This is a genomic window from Streptomyces sp. Tue6028, assembly GCF_002300165.1.
GTDB lineage: Bacteria > Actinomycetota > Actinomycetes > Streptomycetales > Streptomycetaceae > Streptomyces > Streptomyces siamensis.
On record NZ_MLCE01000020.1, the window covers coordinates 1 to 21143 of the forward strand.

General features: G+C 69.9%; 17 protein-coding genes and 4 tRNA genes. 11 read left to right on the forward strand and 10 right to left on the reverse strand.

Annotation, left to right across the window (positions count from 1 at the left end; all coding sequences use genetic code 11):
* The 3 genes from BKI49_RS17885 to BKI49_RS17895 form a co-directional block, all read right to left on the reverse strand.
* Positions 1 to 1665: DEAD/DEAH box helicase (locus tag BKI49_RS17885; protein ID WP_095935366.1), on the reverse strand; the 1665-nt coding region annotated here is incomplete at its 3' end.
* Positions 1666 to 1910: 245 nt separating this feature from the next.
* Positions 1911 to 2423 carry a hypothetical protein gene (locus BKI49_RS17890; protein WP_306453558.1) on the reverse strand — a complete coding sequence of 171 codons (513 nt, stop codon included), beginning with the start codon at positions 2421 to 2423 and terminating at the stop codon, positions 1911 to 1913.
* A gap of 114 nt (positions 2424 to 2537) precedes the next feature.
* Complete coding sequence (locus tag BKI49_RS17895; protein ID WP_028804536.1) at positions 2538 to 2888, reverse strand: metallopeptidase family protein; 351 nt, start codon at positions 2886 to 2888, stop codon at positions 2538 to 2540.
* A gap of 201 nt (positions 2889 to 3089) precedes the next feature.
* On the opposite strand from BKI49_RS17895, the gene BKI49_RS17900 reads away from it, so the two are divergent.
* The 9 genes from BKI49_RS17900 to BKI49_RS17940 all read left to right on the forward strand — a co-directional run bounded on the left by BKI49_RS17900 (position 3090) and on the right by BKI49_RS17940 (position 11879).
* Complete coding sequence (locus BKI49_RS17900; protein ID WP_095935297.1) at positions 3090 to 4673, forward strand: metallophosphoesterase family protein; 1584 nt, start codon at positions 3090 to 3092, stop codon at positions 4671 to 4673.
* Positions 4674 to 4753: 80 nt separating this feature from the next.
* Positions 4754 to 4826 (forward strand) — tRNA-Glu (locus BKI49_RS17905).
* A 49-nt stretch (positions 4827 to 4875) separates the two neighbouring features.
* Positions 4876 to 4950: transfer RNA gene (locus BKI49_RS17910), tRNA-Asp, on the forward strand.
* Positions 4951 to 4974: 24 nt separating this feature from the next.
* Positions 4975 to 5048, forward strand: a tRNA-Phe gene (locus BKI49_RS17915).
* 70 nt (positions 5049 to 5118) lie between these two features.
* Positions 5119 to 6747 (forward strand): hypothetical protein, encoded by a 1629-nt coding sequence (locus BKI49_RS17920; protein ID WP_257004851.1) that lies wholly within the window; start codon positions 5119 to 5121, stop codon positions 6745 to 6747.
* 164 nt (positions 6748 to 6911) lie between these two features.
* On the forward strand, positions 6912 to 7271 hold the full coding sequence (locus tag BKI49_RS17925; protein ID WP_257004852.1) for a hypothetical protein: 360 nt from the start codon (positions 6912 to 6914) through the stop codon (positions 7269 to 7271).
* Positions 7272 to 7339: 68 nt separating this feature from the next.
* Positions 7340 to 11284, forward strand: coding sequence for an ATP-dependent RNA helicase HrpA (gene hrpA, locus BKI49_RS17930; RefSeq protein WP_095935299.1), 3945 nt, complete (start codon positions 7340 to 7342; stop codon positions 11282 to 11284).
* A 93-nt stretch (positions 11285 to 11377) separates the two neighbouring features.
* Positions 11378 to 11452 (forward strand) — tRNA-Asp (locus BKI49_RS17935).
* 235 nt (positions 11453 to 11687) lie between these two features.
* Positions 11688 to 11879, forward strand: a complete 192-nt coding sequence (locus BKI49_RS17940) for a DUF6274 family protein (RefSeq protein ID WP_028804533.1) — start codon at positions 11688 to 11690, stop codon at positions 11877 to 11879.
* A 468-nt stretch (positions 11880 to 12347) separates the two neighbouring features.
* Here BKI49_RS17940 and bldC read toward each other — a convergent pair whose 3' ends face one another.
* Entirely contained in the window at positions 12348 to 12554 is a 207-nt protein-coding gene (gene bldC, locus BKI49_RS17945) for a developmental transcriptional regulator BldC (RefSeq protein ID WP_003949541.1), read from the reverse strand.
* Positions 12555 to 13122: 568 nt separating this feature from the next.
* Entirely contained in the window at positions 13123 to 13971 is an 849-nt protein-coding gene (locus BKI49_RS17950; RefSeq protein ID WP_095935300.1) for a DUF8083 family protein, read from the reverse strand.
* A gap of 222 nt (positions 13972 to 14193) precedes the next feature.
* On the opposite strand from BKI49_RS17950, the gene BKI49_RS17955 reads away from it, so the two are divergent.
* Positions 14194 to 15279, forward strand: coding sequence for a Leu/Phe/Val dehydrogenase (locus BKI49_RS17955; protein ID WP_095935301.1), 1086 nt, complete (start codon positions 14194 to 14196; stop codon positions 15277 to 15279).
* Between the two features lie 312 nt (positions 15280 to 15591).
* Positions 15592 to 15846: a DUF3073 domain-containing protein gene (locus BKI49_RS17960; protein ID WP_095935302.1), complete on the forward strand. Its 255-nt coding sequence runs from the start codon at positions 15592 to 15594 to the stop codon at positions 15844 to 15846.
* Positions 15847 to 15994: 148 nt separating this feature from the next.
* Here the strand turns inward: BKI49_RS17960 and purM are convergent, their stop codons facing one another.
* The 5 genes from purM to BKI49_RS17985 form a co-directional block, all read right to left on the reverse strand.
* Entirely contained in the window at positions 15995 to 17068 is a 1074-nt protein-coding gene (gene purM / locus BKI49_RS17965; protein WP_095935303.1) for a phosphoribosylformylglycinamidine cyclo-ligase, read from the reverse strand.
* Positions 17069 to 17111: 43 nt separating this feature from the next.
* A complete protein-coding gene (purF, locus tag BKI49_RS17970) occupies positions 17112 to 18638 on the reverse strand; it encodes an amidophosphoribosyltransferase (RefSeq protein ID WP_028804528.1) in 1527 nt (508 codons plus the stop codon).
* 61 nt (positions 18639 to 18699) lie between these two features.
* Positions 18700 to 19494 carry an META domain-containing protein gene (locus BKI49_RS17975; protein ID WP_095935304.1) on the reverse strand — a complete coding sequence of 265 codons (795 nt, stop codon included), beginning with the start codon at positions 19492 to 19494 and terminating at the stop codon, positions 18700 to 18702.
* Positions 19495 to 19686: 192 nt separating this feature from the next.
* Complete coding sequence (locus BKI49_RS17980; protein WP_095935305.1) at positions 19687 to 20472, reverse strand: maleylpyruvate isomerase family mycothiol-dependent enzyme; 786 nt, start codon at positions 20470 to 20472, stop codon at positions 19687 to 19689.
* 10 nt (positions 20473 to 20482) lie between these two features.
* Entirely contained in the window at positions 20483 to 21121 is a 639-nt protein-coding gene (locus BKI49_RS17985; protein WP_095935306.1) for a TetR/AcrR family transcriptional regulator, read from the reverse strand.
* Positions 21122 to 21143 lie beyond the last annotated feature (22 nt).

Sequence of the window (21143 nt, forward strand, 5' to 3'; positions counted from 1 at the left end):
GTTGTCCCGACGGAAGCCGCCACGGTCGTCACGGCGCTCGAAGGAACGGCCACCACGGTCGTCACGACGGTCACGGTTGAAGCCACCGCGGTCGTCACGGCGCTCGTAGTTGCCCCGCTCGTCGCGGCGCTGACGCGGCTGCTCGTAGGCGGACTGCTCGGCGGGCTGCTCGGCGGCGGCCTCCGCGGGCTCCTCCGCCACGACGGCCTGCTCGGCGGCCTCGGCCGCCGCGGCGACGGCGGCCTCCGGGTCGTCGCCCCGCTCACGCGCGGCACGGGCGACCAGACGGTCGGCCTCCTCGCGCAGCTCGGCCGCACGGCGCGTCGCACGCTCCAGCTGCTTGGTGAGGTGCGAGACCTCACGCTCGGCCTGCTGCGCGGCGTTGCCCGCGGACTCGGCCTGGACCTCGGTCATCGAGCGGGCACCGGTGATCTCGGCGACCTCGGGCTCGAAGGCCGTACCGGAGTTGATGATGTGGCGCGAGGCGTCGACGCCCGCGTCCTCCATCAGCCGGAAGATCTGCCGGCGCTGGTGCGGCAGGGACAGCGACACGACGGTGCCGGAGCGGCCCGCGCGGGCGGTACGGCCGGAGCGGTGCAGGTAGTCCTTGTGGTCGCCCGCCGGGTCCACGTTCAGCACCAGGTCGATGCCGTCGACGTGGATGCCGCGCGCGGCGACGTCGGTCGCGACGAGCGCGTTGACGTAGCCGTCCTTGAAGTCGGCCAGCGTGCGGGTACGCGCGCCCTGCGTCATGCCGCCGTGCAGCGCGTCGGCCTTCACGCCGGCCTCGCGCAGCTGCTCGGCGATGCGGTCGGCACCCAGCTGGGTGCGGACGAAGATGATCGTGCGGCCCTTGCGGGAGGCGATCGCGGCGGTGACCGGCGCCTTGTCCTTGGGCTTCACGATGAGGATGTGGTGCGACATGGTCGTCACCGCGCCCTGGGCGGCGTCGACCTCGTGCGAGACCGGGTCGACCAGGTAGCGCTTGACCAGCGTGGAGATCTCGTTCTCCATGGTGGCCGAGAACAGCATGCGCTGGCCGCCGGCCGGGACCTGGTCGAGCAGCTCGGTGACCTCGGGCAGGAAGCCCAGGTCGGACATCTGGTCGGCCTCGTCGAGGACGGCGACCTCGACGTTCTCCAGGGAGCAGGCGCCGCGGTTGATGATGTCGCGCAGTCGGCCCGGGGTGGCGACGAGGACGTCGACGCCGCGCTCCAGGGCGTAGATCTGGTTGCCCATCGACGTACCGCCGCAGACGACCTTCATCTTCAGGCCGAGGACGTCGCCGTAGGGCTGGAGCGCGTCGGCGACCTGCATCGCGAGCTCACGGGTCGGCGTGAGGATGACGGCGCGCGGCTTCTTCTTCTCGGTACGGCCGTCGGCCAGCCGGGCCAGGGTCGGCAGACCGAAGGAGAGGGTCTTGCCGGAGCCGGTGCGCCCACGGCCGAGGATGTCCTTGCCGGCCAGGGCGTCCGGGATGGTCGCGGCCTGGATCGGGAAGGGGGTGGTCACGCCGTTCTGGGCGAGCTTGCGGACGACGCCCTCGGGCAGACCGAGGTCACCGAAGGTGATCTCGGGGGCGCTCTGCGTGCTCTCGACGGCCTCGGCGCCCTCGTTCTCGTTGTTCTCGGGCACGACGACGTGATCAGTACTGGAAACGGACATGCGAAATGCGAACCTTCCGGAGTTCTACGGCACGCGCCCAAACTCCGTGAAGTCGCAAACGACCGCCTCAATGCGGTCCGGCCACGGCAAGGGAGAGTACGCGCCAACGCGGCGCTCTCTGCAATGGCGCCGGGCAAATGGGATCAAACGATCTACCACCATACGCACCCACCACCCCTGAAGGCAAACCGAGCCCGAAGAAGCAGGTCAGCGGCGTCCGCGGCGGTCCGCGGCCCGCGCGCCGGTCAGGCCGGCGCCCCCGCCTCGGGTGCCGGCTCGCGCTCCACGAGCTGCGCGGCCTGCTGCTCGTGCGCCGAGGAGGACGGCTCCGCCGTGCCGGGATCGGTGGCCGGCGGCGGTGTCTCCGGCGGGGGCGGGGGAGGTGTCGGCTCGGCCGTCGTGTGCGTGGGGGTCGGCTGCCCCGGCGGCGGCTCGGGCACCGTGGAGGATCCCTTGCCGCCCTTGTCCGGGGCCTTGGCGGAAGGTTTCCCGCCCTTGGAGGGCGACGCCGACGCGGACTCGTCGCCGGACGCGGACTCGCCGGGCTTCGCCGCGCGGGAACCCCCCTTCGCCCCCTTGCCCCCGTGGAAGCCGGCGCCGCCTCCGTTCACCGCGCCGCCGCCGTCGGGGGCCTGCCCGCCGTGCTGTCCCGCCGAGTGCGAGGGTCCCGGCTGCTGCCCGTCGTCACCGACGTTCATGCAGCCGGCCGCCGCGGCTGCGGCCAGGACCGTGACGGCCAGTCGGACGGGTACGTACATGGCGCGCACGGGCAGCCACCTCCGAGGGCGGGTACGGGAGTCCCCCTGCCCAACTCCCGCCGCCCGCAAGAGGACACGCGCCCCGGCGGGCCGGCCCGGCGAAACCGGCCGCCGTCACCCGTAGCCCAGCGCGTGCAGCCGGGCGTCGTCGATCCCGAAGTGGTGGGCCACTTCGTGCACCACGGTCACCTCGGTCTCGGCGACGACGTCCTCGCGGGTGTCGCACATCCGCAGCGTCGGGCCCCGGTAGATCGTGATCCGGTCGGGGAGCACGCCCGCGTACCACTCCCCACGGTCCGTCAGCGGAGTCCCCTCGTACAGGCCGAGCAGCTCGGGATCGTCGGCGGGCGGTTCGTCCTCGACGAACACCGCCACGTTGTCCATCAGCCGGGTCAGTTCCGGGGGGATCCGGTCCAACGCCTCGGCGACCAGTTCCTCGAACTCCTCGCGCGTCATCTCCAGCACACGGCCATTGTCCGGCACGACACCGCCGTACGAGAGTCGGCGACGCCCGCGCGCGCGAGCCCACGACGACGGCATACGGGGGCGCCGACGACGGCACACGCGGGCGGACGGCGCCGGCGCGGGGGGAGTCGGCGGGCGACGGTCCGTACACCGGCGGACCGCGCCCGCATACCCGCCCGCGCACCTGGGCATACGGGACCAATGGCCCGCGTCCCCGCTGCCGTGACCGCCACCGTGCACCGCGTACGAAACAGCGCGCGCACGGTGCCCCGCGCCCTGACCCGCCGCCACCGCTCGCCCCGGACCCTCACGGCGGTCGACCTCGCCCCCCAGCCGCGTCCCTGGACCCGTGCGCTCGGCATGCTCTGCGTCGTCCTCCTGGGCGCCTGGCTGGGGCTGCTGGTCGTCGGCAACGTCCGCGTGCCGGTCGGCCCCATGAACACCACGATGACCCTGCGCCCCTCCCTGACCGGCGGCACCAAGATCAACGTGTCTCCGCTCGGCGCGCTGGAACTGCGCAGCCACGAGGCCCCGATCCGCCTCGACGTGGATGTCGACCAGCTCGACCCGGTCCGCTCACAGGCCCTGGTCGACCACCCGGAACGGCTCTCCGGCCTCCAGGACGAGGTCGCCCGCGACGTCGAGCACGGCACCCTCGACGTCGCCGTGCGGTCGTGCATCGCCGTCGTGTCCGGCGCCACGGCCCTCGGCCTCGCCGTCTACCGCCGCCCACGCCGCGCCCTCGCCGCGGGCGGGCTCGCGCTCACCCTGCTGGCCGCCTCCGGGGCGACCGCCTTCGCGACCTGGAATCCGAACTCGGTCCTGGAGCCGAAGTTCTCCGGGCTGCTCTCCTCGGCCCCCTCCCTGGTCGGCAACGCACGCAGCATCGTCAGCGAATTCGACGTCTACCAGAAGGAGTTGGCCCGTCTGGTGACGAACGTGACCAAGCTGTACGACGTCACGTCCACCCTTCCCGCGTACGAGCCCGACCCGACGACGATCCGTGTGCTGCACGTCTCCGACATCCACCTCAACCCGGCGAGCTGGAAGATCGTCGCCTCGCTGGTGAAGCAGTACTCCATCAACGTGATCGTCGACTCCGGCGACACCATGGACCACGGCACGGCCGCCGAGAACGGCTTCCTGGACCCCGTCGCCGACCTCGGTGCCCCGTACGTCTGGGTCCGGGGCAACCACGACTCCCGCGTCACCCAGCGCTATCTGGAGCGGATGAAGAACGTGCACGTCCTGGACGACGGCCGGGCGGTCACGGTCGCGGGCGTGCGGTTCGCCGGCATCGGCGACCCCCAGTTCACCCCGGACCGTTCCGTCGAGCCCGGCGGCGGCGCCGCGGAGGAGCTCGCGGGGGCGCGGCTCGCCTCGGCCCTGCGCGACCAGCGGGCGGCGGGCACGCCCGTGGACGTCGCCGTCGCCCACGAGCCGTCCGCGGCGCGCGAGACCGACGGCGACGTGCCCCTCGTCCTGTCCGGCCATCTGCACCACGAGGAGATGGAGGTCATGAAGTACGGCACCCGGCTGCGCGTCGAGGGGTCGACGGGCGGCAGCGGCCTGCGCGCCGTGGAGGGCAAGTACCCGGACCCCATCGAGGCGTCGGTCCTCTATCTGGACCGCGACACCCGGCGCCTGCAGGCCTGGGACGAGATCGAACTGGGCGGCCTGGGCCTGACGACGGCCGAGGTCAGCCGCCATCTCCCGAAGGAGAACCAGCCCGGCGCCACACCGACGCCGACCCCCTCCCGCACTCCCTCCCCGAGCGCCCCGTAAACCGTTTTGGCGATACCTCCCGCCATCCCATATGCTTCTCACGTCCCCGACGCGCTGAGAAGCGCGCAGGCGGGCCGATAGCCCTCATCGTCTAGCGGCCTAGGACGCCGCCCTTTCAAGGCGGTAGCACGGGTTCGAATCCCGTTGGGGGCACGCAAGACGGTGTGCGACACTAGGTTCGCCTGTTCGCACACAACAGCTTGGTCCTGTGGAGCAGTTTGGAGTGCTCGCCACCCTGTCAAGGTGGAGGCCGCGGGTTCAAATCCCGTCAGGACCGCTGAGGTTTCCACGGAAGCCTCGTGGCTGGGTAGCTCAGTTGGTACGAGCGATCGCCTGAAAAGCGATAGGTCGCCGGTTCGACCCCGGCCCCAGCCACAAGAACGAAAACCCCCTCCGGGTGTACCGGAGGGGGTTTTCGTCGCTCGTGGAACCTTAGGGGGGTTTCTTGAGACATATCGCCAGAGGACTCGTGACGGCCGGCGCCGTCCTGGTCGGCACCTTCGCCATACCTGGCACGGCCCACGCCGCGGGGCCGAACGTCACGAACGCGTACAGCGACCAGGCCGACTGGTCGGTGCTCGACGTCCGCCTGAACTACAGCGGCTCGATCGACAAGATCACAGCGAGGCTCCGTCCGGTCGGCAGCACCGGGTCGGACGCACCCGTGGCCACGATCACCGACTTCACGCACAAGTACGACTACAGCCCGTGGGACGGCACCTGGGCCTCCCAGCCCATCCATCTGGACACCCTGGGCGACTACACGGTCGACATCGAGGCCACGAACTCCTCGGGCGAGACCACCGTCCGGCAGGACGCCGGCACGCTGCACTACGCGAAGCAGCCCGTGATCACCGGTTACTCGGTCACACCGAACGAGCCGGACATCGAGCACAGGACGGTCACGGCCACCGGCGACATGGTGGTCCGCGACCCCAGCACCCGTGAGACGGTGCCGCTGCCCGGCGCCACCGTGGACCTCACGTTCGACGGGAACGACGAGACGACCGCCGTCACGGACGACTCCGGCCACTTCTCCGCCTCCCACGAGACGACGAGTGGCGGCTGGGCCTTCGCCGAGTACCGCGGAGACCTGGGCTTCGCCTCCGTCCCCTGGGTCGATGTGAGGCCGAAGGCCGCGCCGACCCGGTTCGTCCTCGACAAGAGCAGCTTCCACGTCACCGCGAACGACAAGTTCACCGTCACCGGCACGCTCCAGTACCAGAGCGGCACGGAGTGGAAGCCACTGTCCGGCATCCCGCTGGAGATGGACTACAAGGACTGCACCACCTGCAGCCCCGTCCAGTCGACCACCGACGCGAACGGCCGCTTCTCCTTCACGCGGTACGCGTACGGCAGCAAGGTGATCTACGAGGTCGGCTTCACGCCGTACCCGTACAACCCCTTCATCCAGCGCACCGCGACCGCCGACGTCACCGTCGCGGCCACCGCCACGACGAAGTTCAGCGAGTTCACGGCGCGGCTGGACGAGTACGCCCGGCTGGACGTCACCGGCGTGGTCGACCTGGTCGGCCGGGAAACCGACGACCGGATCGCCGTCGACATCCAGTACTCGGCCAACGGCACGACCGGCTGGAGCACCAAGAAGACGGTGCAGACCACCAACGGCTCGCAGTTCATCGTCGAGAAACTGCCGGGCTACACGGACGGCTACTGGCGGCTGCACTACGCCGGCTCCACCACCAAGGACATCAAGGGCGGGGTCAGCACCAGCCTGCACCGGTACCGCGCCCTCACCCGGATCAAGGACGCCAACGCGTCCCCCGAGCCTGTCACCAAGGGCCGGACGATCACCGTCAAGGGCGTGCTCCAGTCGCGCGCGGCCGGCACCACCACCTGGAAGGCGTACGGCGCCAAGAAGGTGCAGATCCTCTTCCGGCCCAAGGGCAAGACCACCTGGTACCTGATGTCCACCGTCACCACGACGTCGAGCGGGTCCTTCAGCAAGGGCTTCAAGGCCCAGCAGGACGGCACCTGGGTACCCGTCTTCCTGTATCCCGACAGCAAGCACTTCGTGGGCGAGGGCCGGGAGGACTACGTCGACGTGCGATGACACCCGCGCGGACGGCTTGAGCAGGGGCGGACCCGAACGGGTTCGCCCCTTGTCCGTGCACCGGGACAGGCGTGATCGCCGGTGCGGTCGGCTCGCTTGGCACCGCACTCGGTCGGCGCTACCTTCTGGCTGATCGAGCGGGTTCCTTGGGGGGCGGGGAAGACATGAGCCGGGACGAGGCCACAGTCGTGCGGGACACCGAGCTGGAGAAGTACCGGGCGCGGTACGGGCTGCTGTCGGTCGTCATCAGCAATCTCGCCATCGCCGGCGTCGCGGTCTTCGGGGTCTGGCGGCTCGACGGCGACAAGGCCGTGATCGTCGGCGTGCTCACCTCCGCGTTCACCGCGGTGAGCAGCATGACCACCGCCTACCTGGGCATCAAGGCCATCTCCAACACCGCCCGGTCCATGGCACCGGGAGCCGGTCCGGCCGGTCACCGGCGGGAGTCCGCACCCACCCGGGAGCCCGCACCCGCCGCACCCGCCGCCGCAGCGCCCGAACCCCCTGCGCAGCGCGCGCCCTGAGCCCGCGACCGCTCCCGAGGCAAAAGCGTTCGCCAGTCATTTCGCCGAGGTGAGATCCTGGACCGCGTATGTCTACGCATCCCGCCCCCGCCCTGGGCGATCTCGCCCCCCGCCTGGCCGAGCTGTCCCTGCGCGACGCGCACCGGCTCGGGCGCAGGCTCGAAGGCGCACGCAAGATCCGCAAGCCCGAGGCCCGCACGGCCGTCCTCACCGAGATCGAGGCCGAGGTCGCCAAGGGCGAGGCCCGCATGTCCGAGCGTGCCGCGCGCATACCTGCCGTCACGTACCCCGAACAGCTGCCGGTCAGCCAGAAGAGGGACGAGATCGCGGACGCCATCCGCGATCACCAGGTCGTGATCGTCGCGGGCGAGACCGGCTCCGGCAAGACCACCCAGATCCCCAAGATCTGTCTCGATCTGGGACGCGGCGTGCGCGGCATGATCGGGCACACCCAGCCCCGCCGCATCGCCGCCCGCACGGTCGCCGAGCGCGTCGCGGAGGAGCTGGACACCCCCCTCGGCGAGGCCGTCGGCTGGAAGGTCCGCTTCACCGACCAGGTGAACCAGGACAACACCTTCGTCAAGCTGATGACGGACGGCATCCTGCTCGCCGAGATCCAGACGGACCGCGAGCTGCGCGCGTACGACACGATCATCATCGACGAGGCCCACGAGCGGTCCCTCAACATCGACTTCCTGCTGGGCTACCTCGCCCAGCTGCTGCCCAAGCGGCCGGACCTCAAGGTCGTCATCACCTCCGCGACCATCGACCCGGAGCGCTTCTCCCGGCACTTCGGGGACGCCCCGATCGTCGAGGTCAGCGGGCGGACGTATCCCGTGGAGGTGCGGTACCGGCCCCTTCTGGAGGAGGACTCCGAGGACGCCGACCGCGACCAGATCACCGCGATCTGCGACGCCGTCGAGGAGCTCCAGGCCGAGGGCAAGGGCGACATCCTGGTCTTCCTCTCCGGCGAGCGGGAGATCCGTGACACCGCCGACGCGCTGACGAAGAAGAACTACCGGTTCACGGAGGTGCTGCCGCTGTACGCCCGCCTCTCGCACGCCGAGCAGCACCGGGTGTTCCAGCCGCACACCGGCCGCAGGATCGTTCTGGCGACCAACGTCGCCGAGACCTCGCTGACCGTCCCCGGGATCAAGTACGTCATCGACCCGGGCACCGCCCGGATCTCCCGGTACAGCCACCGCACCAAGGTCCAGCGGCTGCCCATCGAGCCGGTCTCGCAGGCGAGCGCCAACCAGCGCAAGGGCCGCTGCGGCCGTACGTCCGACGGCATCTGCATCCGCCTGTACTCCGAGGACGACTTCGACGCACGCCCGGAGTTCACGGACGCGGAGATCCTCCGTACGAACCTCGCCTCCGTCATCCTCCAGATGACCGCGGCCGGCCTCGGAGACATCGAGAAGTTCCCGTTCATCGACCCGCCGGACCACCGCAACATCCGTGACGGCGTCCAACTCCTGCAGGAACTGGGCGCGTTGGATCCGGCCCAGAAGGACGTACGCAAGCGGCTCACGCAGACCGGCCGCAAGCTCGCCCAGCTGCCGGTGGACCCGCGCCTGGCCCGCATGGTGCTGGAGGCCGACAGGAACGGCTGTGTGCGCGAGGTCATGGTGATCGCCGCCGCGCTCTCCATCCAGGACCCCCGCGAGCGCCCCTCCGACAAGCAGGCGCAGGCCGACCAGCAGCACGCCCGCTTCAAGGACGAGACGAGCGACTTCCTCGCCTTCCTGAACCTGTGGCGGTACGTCCGCGAGCAGCAGAAGGAGCGCGGTTCGTCCGCTTTCCGTCGCATGTGCAAGCAGGAGTACCTGAACTTCCTGCGCATCCGCGAGTGGCAGGACATCTACTCCCAGCTGCGTACGGTCGCCAAGCAGATGGGCATCCACCTGAACGAGGAGGACGCGGCCGACCAGAGCGTCCATGTGTCCTTGCTCGCGGGCCTGCTCTCGCACGTCGGGATGAAGGACGTCAAGGACGGCGCGAAGAACGAGTACCTGGGTGCCCGCAACGCCAAGTTCGCGGTCTTCCCGGGCTCCGCTCTGTTCAAGAAGCCCCCGCGGTTCGTGATGTCCGCCGAGCTGGTGGAGACCTCGCGGCTGTGGGCGCGCGTCAACGCGAAGATCGAGCCCGAGTGGGTCGAGCCGCTCGCCGGGCACCTGCTGAAGCGCACGTACAGCGAACCGCACTGGGAGAAGGACCAGGCCGCGGTGATGGCGTACGAGAAGGTCACGCTCTACGGCGTGCCGATCGTCGCCCAGCGCAAGGTGAACTACGGGCGGATCGACCCGGAGGCGTCCCGGGAGCTTTTCATTCGCAATGCCCTCGTCGAGGGCGACTGGCGCACGCACCACAAGTTCTTCGCCGACAACCGCAAGCTGCTGACCGAGGTCGAGGAGCTGGAGCACCGGGCGCGGCGCCGCGACATCCTCGTGGACGACGAGACGCTGTTCGACTTCTACGACCAGCGGGTGCCCGAGCACGTGGTGTCCGGGGCGCACTTCGACTCCTGGTGGAAGCACAAGCGCCACGACGAGCCCGAACTCCTCGACTTCGAGCGCTCGATGCTGATCAACGAGCGCGCCGGCGACGTCAGCAAGGACGACTACCCGGACACGTGGCGGCAGGGCCGGCTGAAGTTCAAGGTCACCTACCAGTTCGAGCCGGGCGCGGACGCGGACGGCGTGACCGTCCACATTCCGCTCCAGGTCCTCAACCAGGTCACGGACGAGGGCTTCGACTGGCAGATCCCGGGCCTGCGCGAAGAGGTCGTCACCGAGCTCATCCGCTCCCTCCCGAAGCCGATCCGCCGCAACTACGTCCCGGCCCCGAACTTCGCCCAGCGGTTCCTGGAGCGGGCGGTTCCCCTCCAGGAACCGCTCACCGTGACCATGGCGCGCGAGCTGAAGCGGATGGTCGGCGTGCCGCTCACGGCCGACGACTTCGACTGGGCCCGGGTCCCCGACCACCTGAAGATCACTTTCCGGATCGTCGACGAGCGGCGCCGCAAGCTCGCCGAGGACAAGGATCTTGAGTCGCTGAAGCTGCGCCTGAAGCCGAAGGCACGCAAGGCGATCTCGCAGGCCGCGGCGGCGACGGCCGAGCGCACGGGCGGCGAGTCCCTGGAGCGCACCGGGCTGGCGGACTGGACGATCGGCTCGCTGACGCGCGTCTTCGAGACGCGTCGGGCGGGCCAGCCCGTGAAGGCGTACCCGGCGCTCGTCGACGACGGCGACACCGTCTCCGTACGGCTCTTCGACACGGAGGCCGAGCAGCAGCAGGCCATGTGGAAGGGCACGCGGCGGCTGATCCTGCGCAACATCCCGGTCAACCCGGGCAAGTTCGCGTCGGACAAGCTCAGCAACGCCCAGAAGCTCGCCCTGTCGGCGAACCCGCACGGCTCGGTGCAGGCCTTGTTCGACGACTGCGCCATGGCGGCGGCGGACAAGCTCATCGGTGACTTCGGCGGCCCGGCGTGGGACGAGGAGTCGTACCGGAAGCTGTACGACAAGGTGCGCGCCGAGATCGTCGACACGACGGTCCGCACGGTCGAGCAGGTGCAGCAGGTGCTGGCCGCCTGGCAGGCCTGTGAGCGCCGTCTGAAGGGCGTCAGGAGCCCCACGCTGCTGACGAACCTCACGGATGTGCGTGGCCAGCTGGACGCCCTCGTGAAGCCCGGCTTCGTCACGGCGACCGGGCTGCGCCGCCTGCCCGACCTGATGCGGTACCTGGTCGCCGCCGACCGCCGGCTCCAGCAGATGCCGACGAACGTGCAGCGGGACACCACGCGCATGGAGAAGGTCCACGAGATGCAGGACGAGTACGCGTGGCTGCTGGAGCAGCTGCCGCAGGGCCGTCCGGTCCCGCAGCAGGTCCTGGACATCCGCTGGATGATCGAGGAGCTCCGGGTCAGCTATTTCGCCCACGCGCTCGGCACGGCGTACCCCGTCTCCGACAAGCGGATCGTGAAGGCGATCGACGCGGCAGCACCGTAATCGAGCCTGCACGCTGGGTGAGTTCGACCCCGGGCCCACCCTCCTGTACAGTCTCTTCTCGCAGCGCAACGCACGAATCGCACTGCGAAACCTGGTCCTGTGGAGCAGTTTGGAGTGCTCGCCACCCTGTCAAGGTGGAGGCCGCGGGTTCAAATCCCGTCAGGACCGCAGTGGACAAAGGCCCGGAGCTTCGGCTCCGGGCCTTTCGCATGTGCGGGCAGCGGCGGGGCCCGTCGGCACGCCCCCGAAGCCCGGAGACCCGTGAGCGCCCACAGCGGCCCGTACGCGTCCACAGCGGCCGTGCGCGGCCCGGAGGGGGACCGCGAGGGCGCACCGTCTCTTGACGGCGTCACATTCCGCCGGTACCCCGGAAACCAGGGCCCTCGACCCCCTGGAGGTGTGTATGGCGGCGACCGCTAGGCACGAGACGCGAGCACTGCTCCGCGCCCACCTGTCGGCCGCCTCCGGGTACCGCCATCTGACGCGGCACTGCCCGATCTGCCACCAGCTCCTGCGACTGGCGATGGAACCCGGCCCGCGCGGCGAGGAGGACATCGAGAGCGCCGCCGAGGACGAAAGCCCCTCGAAGGCGTGACCAAAGGCGTGCGACGCGGTCACCACCCAATGGCACGCTGGGCGTGCGCCCCGGCGCACACGGCCCCAACTCCTTTAGCTCAGAAGGCTCGTGCGTAACAAGGACTGTGGCATGTGACGGGAGTCACCGCATAAGTTTTCAGAAGTGCGGAACTTACACCCCACCTACAACTGGTCAATTTAATATGTGCAATTGCACCGCTGATCGGGGCCTCGCACAGGAGATCCGACACCGCCCCCCAGACTCCGACAAGGCCGCTCACAGGCCGGCCACCGGGGCATGGTCCAGGCACAAAAAAGATCGCGCTGGACCCGGCGGAGTCCAGCGCGATCGACGACGCACCCTTGTCACTTGCCTAGAAAGCCTGGGCGTGGGCTCTGTTGGGGCAGAACCCGCGTCGCTTGGAGCTTTGGTGTGGACGCCTCGACAGGTTGGGGGACCTGCCGATTTGCCCGGTTATGTAGTTGTTCAGGCCTCGCTGCGCTGCTGCGGGATACCCGCGAGCAGCGCGCGGACCTCAGCCTCGCGGTAACGGCGGTGCCCGCCGAGCGTGCGAATGGATGTGAGCTTGCCGGCCTTCGCCCACCGCGTGACCGTCTTGGGGTCGACGCGGAACATCGTGGCGACCTCAGCCGGGGTCAGCAGCGGCTCGGCATCAGGGGTGCGAGCGGTCATGAGCGGCCTCCTCGGGAGAACCGAACCTTCTCGGTTCTTTCCTCTAAATTCTGCACCTTGACCCGCGTTGCCCGAAATGGTGGACGCGGGTCGAGTCGGTTATAGGACGAACGGCTTGTCCTCGGCACTACAACTACACCATCTGTCCAGCCGCGTCGGCCAAACCGATGGAATTGCCCTCCCAGGTGTTCATCAGCGACGGAAGCCGATGGACCATGCCATAGCGGACAGTCACGCCACTGTGACGATCAGTCACAGGGCGATCAGGAGTCATCAGACCCCCCATAGCGTGCAATGCTGAGATTCCACCCATACGTGGGCGGATAGAGTCCTCCCCCGGACTCCTTGTCCTATTTTGGCATGGGGAGGGGTAAGCGATGCAAGAGTCAGGTAAGTGCCATCCGTCACCCTTGACACACGCTTGACGCATAAGCCCGGATCAGGACCTACGTCCTGGGGTGAGGGTTCTTCAGCGTGTGAGGACCATACGCGAGTTCGAGACCCGGCCGGTGAGAAGCAGGTCACACCGCCGGAGACGGCCCCGGGCGGGCCCTTCGCCCGCCGTGCGTCAGTTCGCGGAGCGCCGGTCCCGGACCGCGCGCCAGCGCTCCACCAGCCGCCCGTACGCCTCGCCCGCCGCGGCGCCGTCCCCGGCACGCAGCGCCTCGATGCCCTCGGCGACGTCCGCGGCCGAGTGGTCGCCCTCCAGGTGCCCGGCCGGCAGGGCGTGCACCAGCCCCCCGTAGTCCAGTTCCACCAGCGAACGCGGGTGGAACTCCTCCAGCCAGCGCCCCACGTCCACCAGGCCCTCGATCAGGGGGCCGTCGTCGAGGGTGTCCTTGAGCGTCTTCAGGGCCCGGGCCGTCCGCCGCCGGGCCTGCACCATCGGTGTCCGGTAGCGCAGCACCGGCTCGGCCCCGCCGGGCCCCGCCCCCTTCTCGTACTCCCGCTCCTCGTCGGAGACCAGCACGAACCAGTTCAGCGGCACCTGCCAGGTCGCGGTGCGGATCCACGGGCGGGCGTCGGGGTTGGCGGCCAGCCAGCGCTCGTAGTCCTGGGTGGCCTGGTGGCGCACCAGGGGCGGCAGGACCGCGTCGAGCACGGGCGCCGGGAACTCCTCGGCCAGGTCGCCCAGCGCCAGCCAGCCGCGCAGCCGGGTCCGCCAGGGGCAGACGCACACCACCCCGTCGACCTCCAGCACGAAGGCCTCTCCGCTCTCGTGCACCGGGACGGGAACGGGCGGGGTGGGCAGCAAGTCGGCCAGCGAGCGGCGCAGTTCGTCCTGGTACGAGGGGCGGTCGGCACGACGGGCGTAGCGCGCCCAGCGACCGCGCTCCGGTTCCGGAAAGGCGGCCAGCGGTTCGTACACCCGTAGGTACGACGCATAGGGGACGATCACGGAGGACACCTTCGGCACGCCTGCTCCCTCCCCCGTCGGCAACCGGGAAAACCAGCGAAATCCACGCACGACCTGACGAGAAATCTATGCAAATCGAACCATGGCTGTACGCCACAGGTAGGTGATCCTGAACACTGCACCGATAGCGGGCGGGTGCAGGCTCTACCCTCATGCCCACGGAGCCCGCCACCCGCACGGGCTCCGCACTCAACCGCCGCTTATTACCTGGGAGTCACCACAGTGACCGACGTAACCGACGGCGTCCTGCACACCCTGTTCCACTCGGACCAGGGCGGCCACGAGCAAGTCGTGCTCTGCCAGGACCGCGCCACCGGCCTCAAGGCCGTCATCGCCATCCACTCCACCGCCCTGGGCCCCGCCCTCGGCGGTACGCGCTTCTACCCGTACGCGAGCGAGGAGGAGGCCGTCGCCGACGCCCTCAACCTGTCGCGCGGGATGTCGTACAAGAACGCCATGGCCGGTCTCGACCACGGCGGCGGCAAGGCCGTGATCATCGGCGACCCGGACCGGATCAAGTCCGAGGAGCTGCTGCTCGCGTACGGACGGTTCGTGGCCTCGCTCGGTGGCCGGTACGTGACCGCCTGCGACGTCGGCACCTACGTCGCCGACATGGACGTCGTGGCGCGCGAGTGCCGCTGGACCACCGGCCGCTCGCCCGAGAACGGCGGCGCCGGCGACTCCTCCGTGCTCACCGCCTTCGGCGTCTTCCAGGGCATGCGGGCCTCGGCCCAGCACCTGTGGGGCGACCCCACCCTGCGCGGCCGCAAGGTCGGCGTCGCGGGTGTCGGCAAGGTCGGGCACCACCTCGTGCAGCACCTGCTGGACGACGGCGCCGAGGTCGTGATCACCGATGTGCGGCCCGAGTCCGTGCAGCGGATCCTGGAGCGGCACCCCTCCCGCGTCACGGCCGTCGCCGACACCGAGGCACTCATCCGCACCGAGGGCCTCGACATCTACGCGCCGTGCGCGCTGGGCGGCGCGCTGAACGATCTGTCCGTGCCGGTGCTCACCGCCAAGGTCGTGTGCGGTGCCGCCAACAACCAGCTGGCGCACCCGGGCGTCGAGAAGGACCTCGCGGACCGCGGGATCCTGTACGCCCCCGACTACGTCGTCAACGCGGGCGGTGTCATCCAGGTCGCCGACGAACTGCACGGCTTCGACTTCGACCGGTGCAAGGCGAAGGCGTCGAAGATCTTCGACACGACGCTGGCCATATTCGCACGTGCGAAGGAAGACGGGATTCCGCCGGCCGCCGCGGCCGACCGGATCGCCGAGCAGAGGATGGCCGAGGCGCGGCGCCACTGACCCCGGAACCACACATTCCGGCCCCTCGGGCACTTGTCAGGGACCCGCCGACGGAACGCTTAGAGAGAACTCTCACGTCTGTCGGCGGGTCGTACGCCAAGAAGAGGTTAAAATCGCGGTTGACCAGCGGGGACGGGGCACCTCGCGGGTTCTGGGCGAAGGCGCGTCCTGCGGGCGACGTACCGTATGGGCGCGGGCTCAGGTACCGTGGAAGCCCTACGGACCGGTCTCTCCACGGAGAGCCCGTTCCAGATCATGAACGCGTGTCAAGACTCTGGGGCCGTCGAGCCCCGTCACCGAGGGGGTCGAGCCATGGGGCGCGGCCGGGCCAAGGCCAAGCAGACGAAGGTCGCCCGCCAGCTGAAGTACAACAGCGGCGGGACTGACCTGTCGCGTCTGGCCAACGAGCTGGGCGCTTCGACTTCGAACCAGCCGCCGAATGGCGAGCCGTTCGAGGACGACGACGAGGAAGACGACCCGTACGCCCAGTACGCGGATCTCTACAACGACGACGACGAGGACGAGGACGATCAGTCCGGTCCCCAGTCGCAGCGTCGCGGCGCTTGACGCAAGCGCCCTTCGCAGTTCCCGCGATCTCTCGTAGCGGATTTCTCGTAGATCTCGCCTAGCGGACATCTCGTAGCAACTGCACCTGTGCACCTCACCCGGTCCGGGCCGTCAGCGCCGGACCGGGTTTCGTGCTGCCCGACGGGGCTCAGTTCGCGTAGTCGCCGACCAGCTCCGCGCCCGTCGTGTGGTCGCCGCGCTCGGTGATCTCACCGGCGATCCAGGCGTCCACACCACGGTCCGCGAGGGTGGCGAGGGCGACGTCCGTGGACTCCTCGGGGACGATCGCGATCATGCCGACGCCCATGTTGAGGGTCTTCTCCAGCTCCAGCCGCTCGACCTCGCCCCGCTTCCCGACCAGGTCGAACACCGGGGCGGGGGTCCAGGTCCCGCGGTCGACGACCGCGTGCAGGCCGTCCGGGACGACACGGGCCAGGTTGGCCGCGAGTCCACCGCCGGTGACGTGGCTGAAGGCGTGCACCTCGGTGGTCCGGGTCAGCGCCAGGCAGTCCAGCGAGTAGATCTTGGTGGGCTCGAGGAGCTCCTCGCCGAGCGAGCGGCCGAACTCCTCGATGTGCTGGTCGAGGCTCAGGTTCGCCCGGTCGAAGAGGACGTGCCGGACCAGCGAGTACCCGTTCGAGTGAAGACCGGAGGCCGCCATGGCGATCACCGCGTCACCCGTACGGATGCGATCCGCGCCCAGCAGCAGGTCCGCCTCCACCGCGCCGGTACCGGCGCCCGCGACGTCGAAGTCGTCCGGACCGAGCAGGCCCGGGTGCTCCGCCGTCTCGCCGCCCACGAGGGCGCAGCCGGCGAGGACACAGCCCTCGGCGATGCCCTTCACGATCGCGGCGACGCGCTCCGGGTGGACCTTGCCGACGCAGATGTAGTCGGTCATGAAGAGCGGCTCGGCGCCGCACACCACGATGTCGTCCATGACCATCGCGACCAGGTCGTGGCCGATCGTGTCGTAGACGCCCATCTGGCGGGCGATGTCGACCTTGGTGCCCACGCCGTCGGTGGCGGAGGCGAGCAGCGGGCGCTCGAAGCGCTTGAGGGCCGAGGCGTCGAAGAGGCCGGCGAAACCGCCGAGGCCGCCCAGGACCTCGGGGCGCTGCGTCTTCTTCACCCACTCCTTCATCAGCTCGACGGCGCGGTCGCCCGCCTCGATGTCGACGCCGGCAGCCGCGTAGGAAGCACCGGAAGGACTGGTCTCAGACATTGCCTGGGATCTTTCGGGTTGGTGAAACGGGGCTCTACGGCGCTTACGGGCGACGGATGGCGTCAGCCGCGGCCGTGGCGGCGGGACCCGCCGCCAGCTCGGTCTCCAGGAGCTGCTTGCCCAGCAGCTCGGGGTCCGGGAGCTCCATCGGGTACTCGCCGTCGAAGCAGGCCCGGCACAGGTTCGGCTTGGCGATGGTGGTCGCCTCGATCATGCCGTCGATGGAGATGTACGAGAGGGAGTCGGCACCCAGCGAGACGCCGATCTCCTCGATGGTCATGCCGTTGGCGATCAGCTCGGCGCGGGTCGCGAAGTCGATGCCGAAGAAGCAGGGCCACTTCACCGGGGGCGAGGAGATCCGGATGTGGACCTCGGCGGCGCCCGCCTCGCGGAGCATGCGCACCAGGGCGCGCTGGGTGTTGCCGCGCACGATCGAGTCGTCGACGACGACCAGGCGCTTGCCCTTGATGACTTCCTTGAGCGGGTTCAGCTTCAGACGGATGCCGAGCTGGCGGATCGTCTGCGAGGGCTGGATGAAGGTCCGGCCGACGTAGGCGTTCTTCACCAGACCGGCACCGAACGGGATGCCGGAGGCTTCCGCGTATCCGATCGCGGCGGGCGTCCCGGACTCCGGGGTCGCTATCACCAGGTCGGCCTCGACAGGGGCTTCCTTGGCGAGCTTGCGGCCCATCTCGACACGCGAGAGGTACACGTTCCGGCCGGCGATGTCGGTGTCGGGGCGCGCCAGGTAGACGTACTCGAAGACACAGCCCTTGGGCTTCGCTTCCGCGAACCGAGAGGTGCGCAGGCCGTTCTCGTCGATGGCGACGAACTCGCCCGGCTCGATCTCGCGGACGTAGCTGGCACCGCAGATGTCGAGGGCGGCGGACTCGGAGGCGACCACCCAGCCGCGCTCCAGACGGCCGAGGACCAGCGGGCGGATGCCCTGCGGGTCGCGGGCCGCGTAGAGGGTGTGCTCGTCCATGAAGACGAGGCTGAAGGCGCCCCTGACCTGCGGGAGGATCTTGGCGGAGGCCTCTTCGATGGTCAGTGGCTTGCCGTCGTCGTCCACCTGGGCCGCGAGCAGCGCGGTCAGCAGGTCGGTGTCGTTGGTGGCCGCCACGCGTGTGGTGCGGCCGTCCTGCTTGGGCAGGTCGGCGACCATCTCGGCGAGCTGAGCCGTGTTGACGAGGTTGCCGTTGTGGCCGAGCGCGATGGAGCCGTGCGCGGTGGCACGGAACGTCGGCTGGGCGTTCTCCCAGACGGAGGCGCCAGTGGTCGAGTAGCGGGCGTGACCGACCGCGATGTGACCCTGGAGCGAACCGAGGGAGGTCTCGTCGAAGACCTGGGACACGAGGCCCATGTCCTTGAAGACGAGGATCTGGGAGCCGTTGCTGACCGCGATTCCCGCGGATTCCTGACCCCGATGCTGGAGGGCGTAGAGCCCGAAGTAAGTGAGCTTGGCGACCTCTTCGCCCGGGGCCCAGACTCCGAAGACGCCGCAGGCGTCCTGGGGGCCTTTCTCACCGGGGAGCAGATCATGATTGAGTCGACCGTCACCACGTGGCACGGCTCCGAGTGTAGGCGAGATCGACCACTGGTCCGAATTGGGGATACGGGACCCTGATGGGTCACCGTTCGGCCACGGCACTGACGACGGAGCCGTTTGTGCTGGTCAGCGTGAGTGTCCGATGATCCAAGTCGTAGCGGACCGTGCTGTCGAAGAGGCCCAGGAGGGTCTTCTCGGTGGCCATGAGTGAGCCGTCGCACATCATGCGGGTGGTCTTGGCCCTGCCGAGGGTGAGGTGGCCGTCGCGGACGGTGGCCTCGGCGGACACGTGGTTGCAGCCGAGGCGGCCGGACAGCGTGCCGTCCTTCTTGTCGAGCACGAAGTAGGCGTCGGCCCCCTTGGGCAGGGACTGGGAGACGTTCGCGTCGCCGAGCGCGGTGACGGTCCACTTCGTGCCGTAGAGGGGGGCGTCCTGCTCCTCGGTGAGGTTGACGCGGTCACCGTCACGGGTGGTGAGGGTGAGCTTGTCGCCCTTGACCTCGCTGGTGAGCCCGCCGTCGGCGATCGCGCGGCCGAGGCGCTGCTCGAAGGCCATGGGGGCCTTCTGGCACCCCATGTCGGTCATGCTGACGTCCCCGAAGTCGACGCGGTCGCCCTTGACGGTGGCGGTCGAGCCGAAGCTGTTGCAGCCGGCGTTGCCGCTGACGCGGCCGTCCGCGCCGATCCGCAGGTAGGCGCTCGCGGGCGCCTTCGTCGTCGTGCCGTCCACGGTGAGGCTGTCGACGGTCCAGTGGACGCCGGTGACCGGTGACGAGCCCGGTCCCACGGAGTTGCTGCCGCTGCCCGGCTCGGTGCCGCAGGCCACCGCGAGGGGGAGCAGGGTCAGGGCGGTGAGGGTCAGTCGCTGCTTGTCCATGCCGATGTGACGGGAGGGGTGGGGTGGTCGGTTCCCCTCGGGGGTGACGGCGGACCCGTCCCTGGAGGGCGGCGGACCCGTCCCTGAGGTGACGGCGGACCCGCGGCCGGGGACCGGCGGGCCCCGCGGACAGGGCGCGGCGGGCTCGCCGCGCGGGCGGCGGTACCGGGGCCTCTCCGCGCGGGCGCGGGCTCAGCTCATGAGGGGCAGCAGGGCGCCGAGATCCGCCCGTTCACCGCTCGCGCTGACCTTCGCGTCCTCGACCGCCGCCTTCCACTGCGTGCGTCCGGCCGCCAGCCGGATCCAGGTCAGCGGGTCGGTCTCGACGACGTTCGGCGGGGTGCCGCGGGTGTGCCGGGGGCCTTCCACGCACTGCACGACGGCGTACGGCGGGATCCGCACCTCCGTGGACGCACCGGGCGCCCTCACGGCGAGAGTGTCGGCGAGCAGTCGGGTGCAGGCGGCGAGCGCCTGGCGGTCGTACGGGATGTCGAGTCCGGGCACGGCGCGGTTCAGGTCGTCGGTGTGGACGACGAGTTCGACGGTGCGGGTGACCAGGTAGTCGGCGAGCGGCAGGCCACCGGCGCTGGTGTCGAGCAGCCGGGTGCCCGGGTGTTCGGCGAGGAGCGCGGAGAAGTGCCGCTCGATGTCGGCGAGGTCGGGGGTCCGCTCGGCGAGCTCATGGGCGTACGCGGCGATGGCCGGGGAGTCGGCGTGGATGGCGGACGGCCAGTCGAGCAGCGTGCCGTCCTGCCGCGCCGGCTCCGGGCGGCCGAGCAGCACGCCCACCGCGCCGAGGGCCGTCCCGATGTGCGCGACGAGTTCCCGCACGCTCCAGTCGCCCAGTCCGGAGGGAAGCGCGAGTTGCCCCGGCGTCAGGGAGTCGACGCCCTGCCGTACGTTCCCGAACTGGGCGAGGACCGCCGCGCGGATCTTGGCGGGGTCGTACGTGCGCACGCGCTTCTTGGCCGGGGGCATGACCGCGAGCCTATGCCTTCACGGCGTATCCGCTCAGGCCGTCCTCGATCAGGGCGAAGGCGTGCCGGGCGCGCTCGGCGGCGTCCCCGGCGACGGCGTCCGGGCTCTCGCCCGCGGCGATGCGGTCGTGGTGCTCCTCGATGAGGGCGTTGCGGGCGGCGCTCAGCGTGGCGGCGGCGATGACGGCGAGCATCGGGTCCCCGGTCTCCTCGGCGAGGAGCGCGGCCAGGTCGCGGGTGCCCTTCTGGGCACCGAGGACGGCGCGTTCCATCAGGACCGGGGTCTCCATGACCAGCCGGCGCACCTGGCCGGCGAAGGGCTCGGCGTGCAGGCCGACCGCCGGGTCACGGGTCTCGACCATCTCCAGGAACTGCCGGCGCACGGCGTCCACCGCGGACTCGCCGGAGCGTCGCTCCCGCACGGCCCGGGCGGCGTCGCCGAAGTGCTCCTCCATGGGCCGGAAGACCAGGTCCTCCTTGGAGCCGAAGTAATTGAAGACGGTCATCTTCGACACCTCGGCGGCGTCGGCGACCTCCTGCACGGACACGTTGTCGAAGCCGCGCTCGACGAACAGCGCGACGGCGATCCGGTAGATCCGCTTCGCCGTCTGGATCTTCTTGCGTTCGCGCAGTCCCATCGCTTCGGCCATACCGGCACTGTACCAAGGCGAA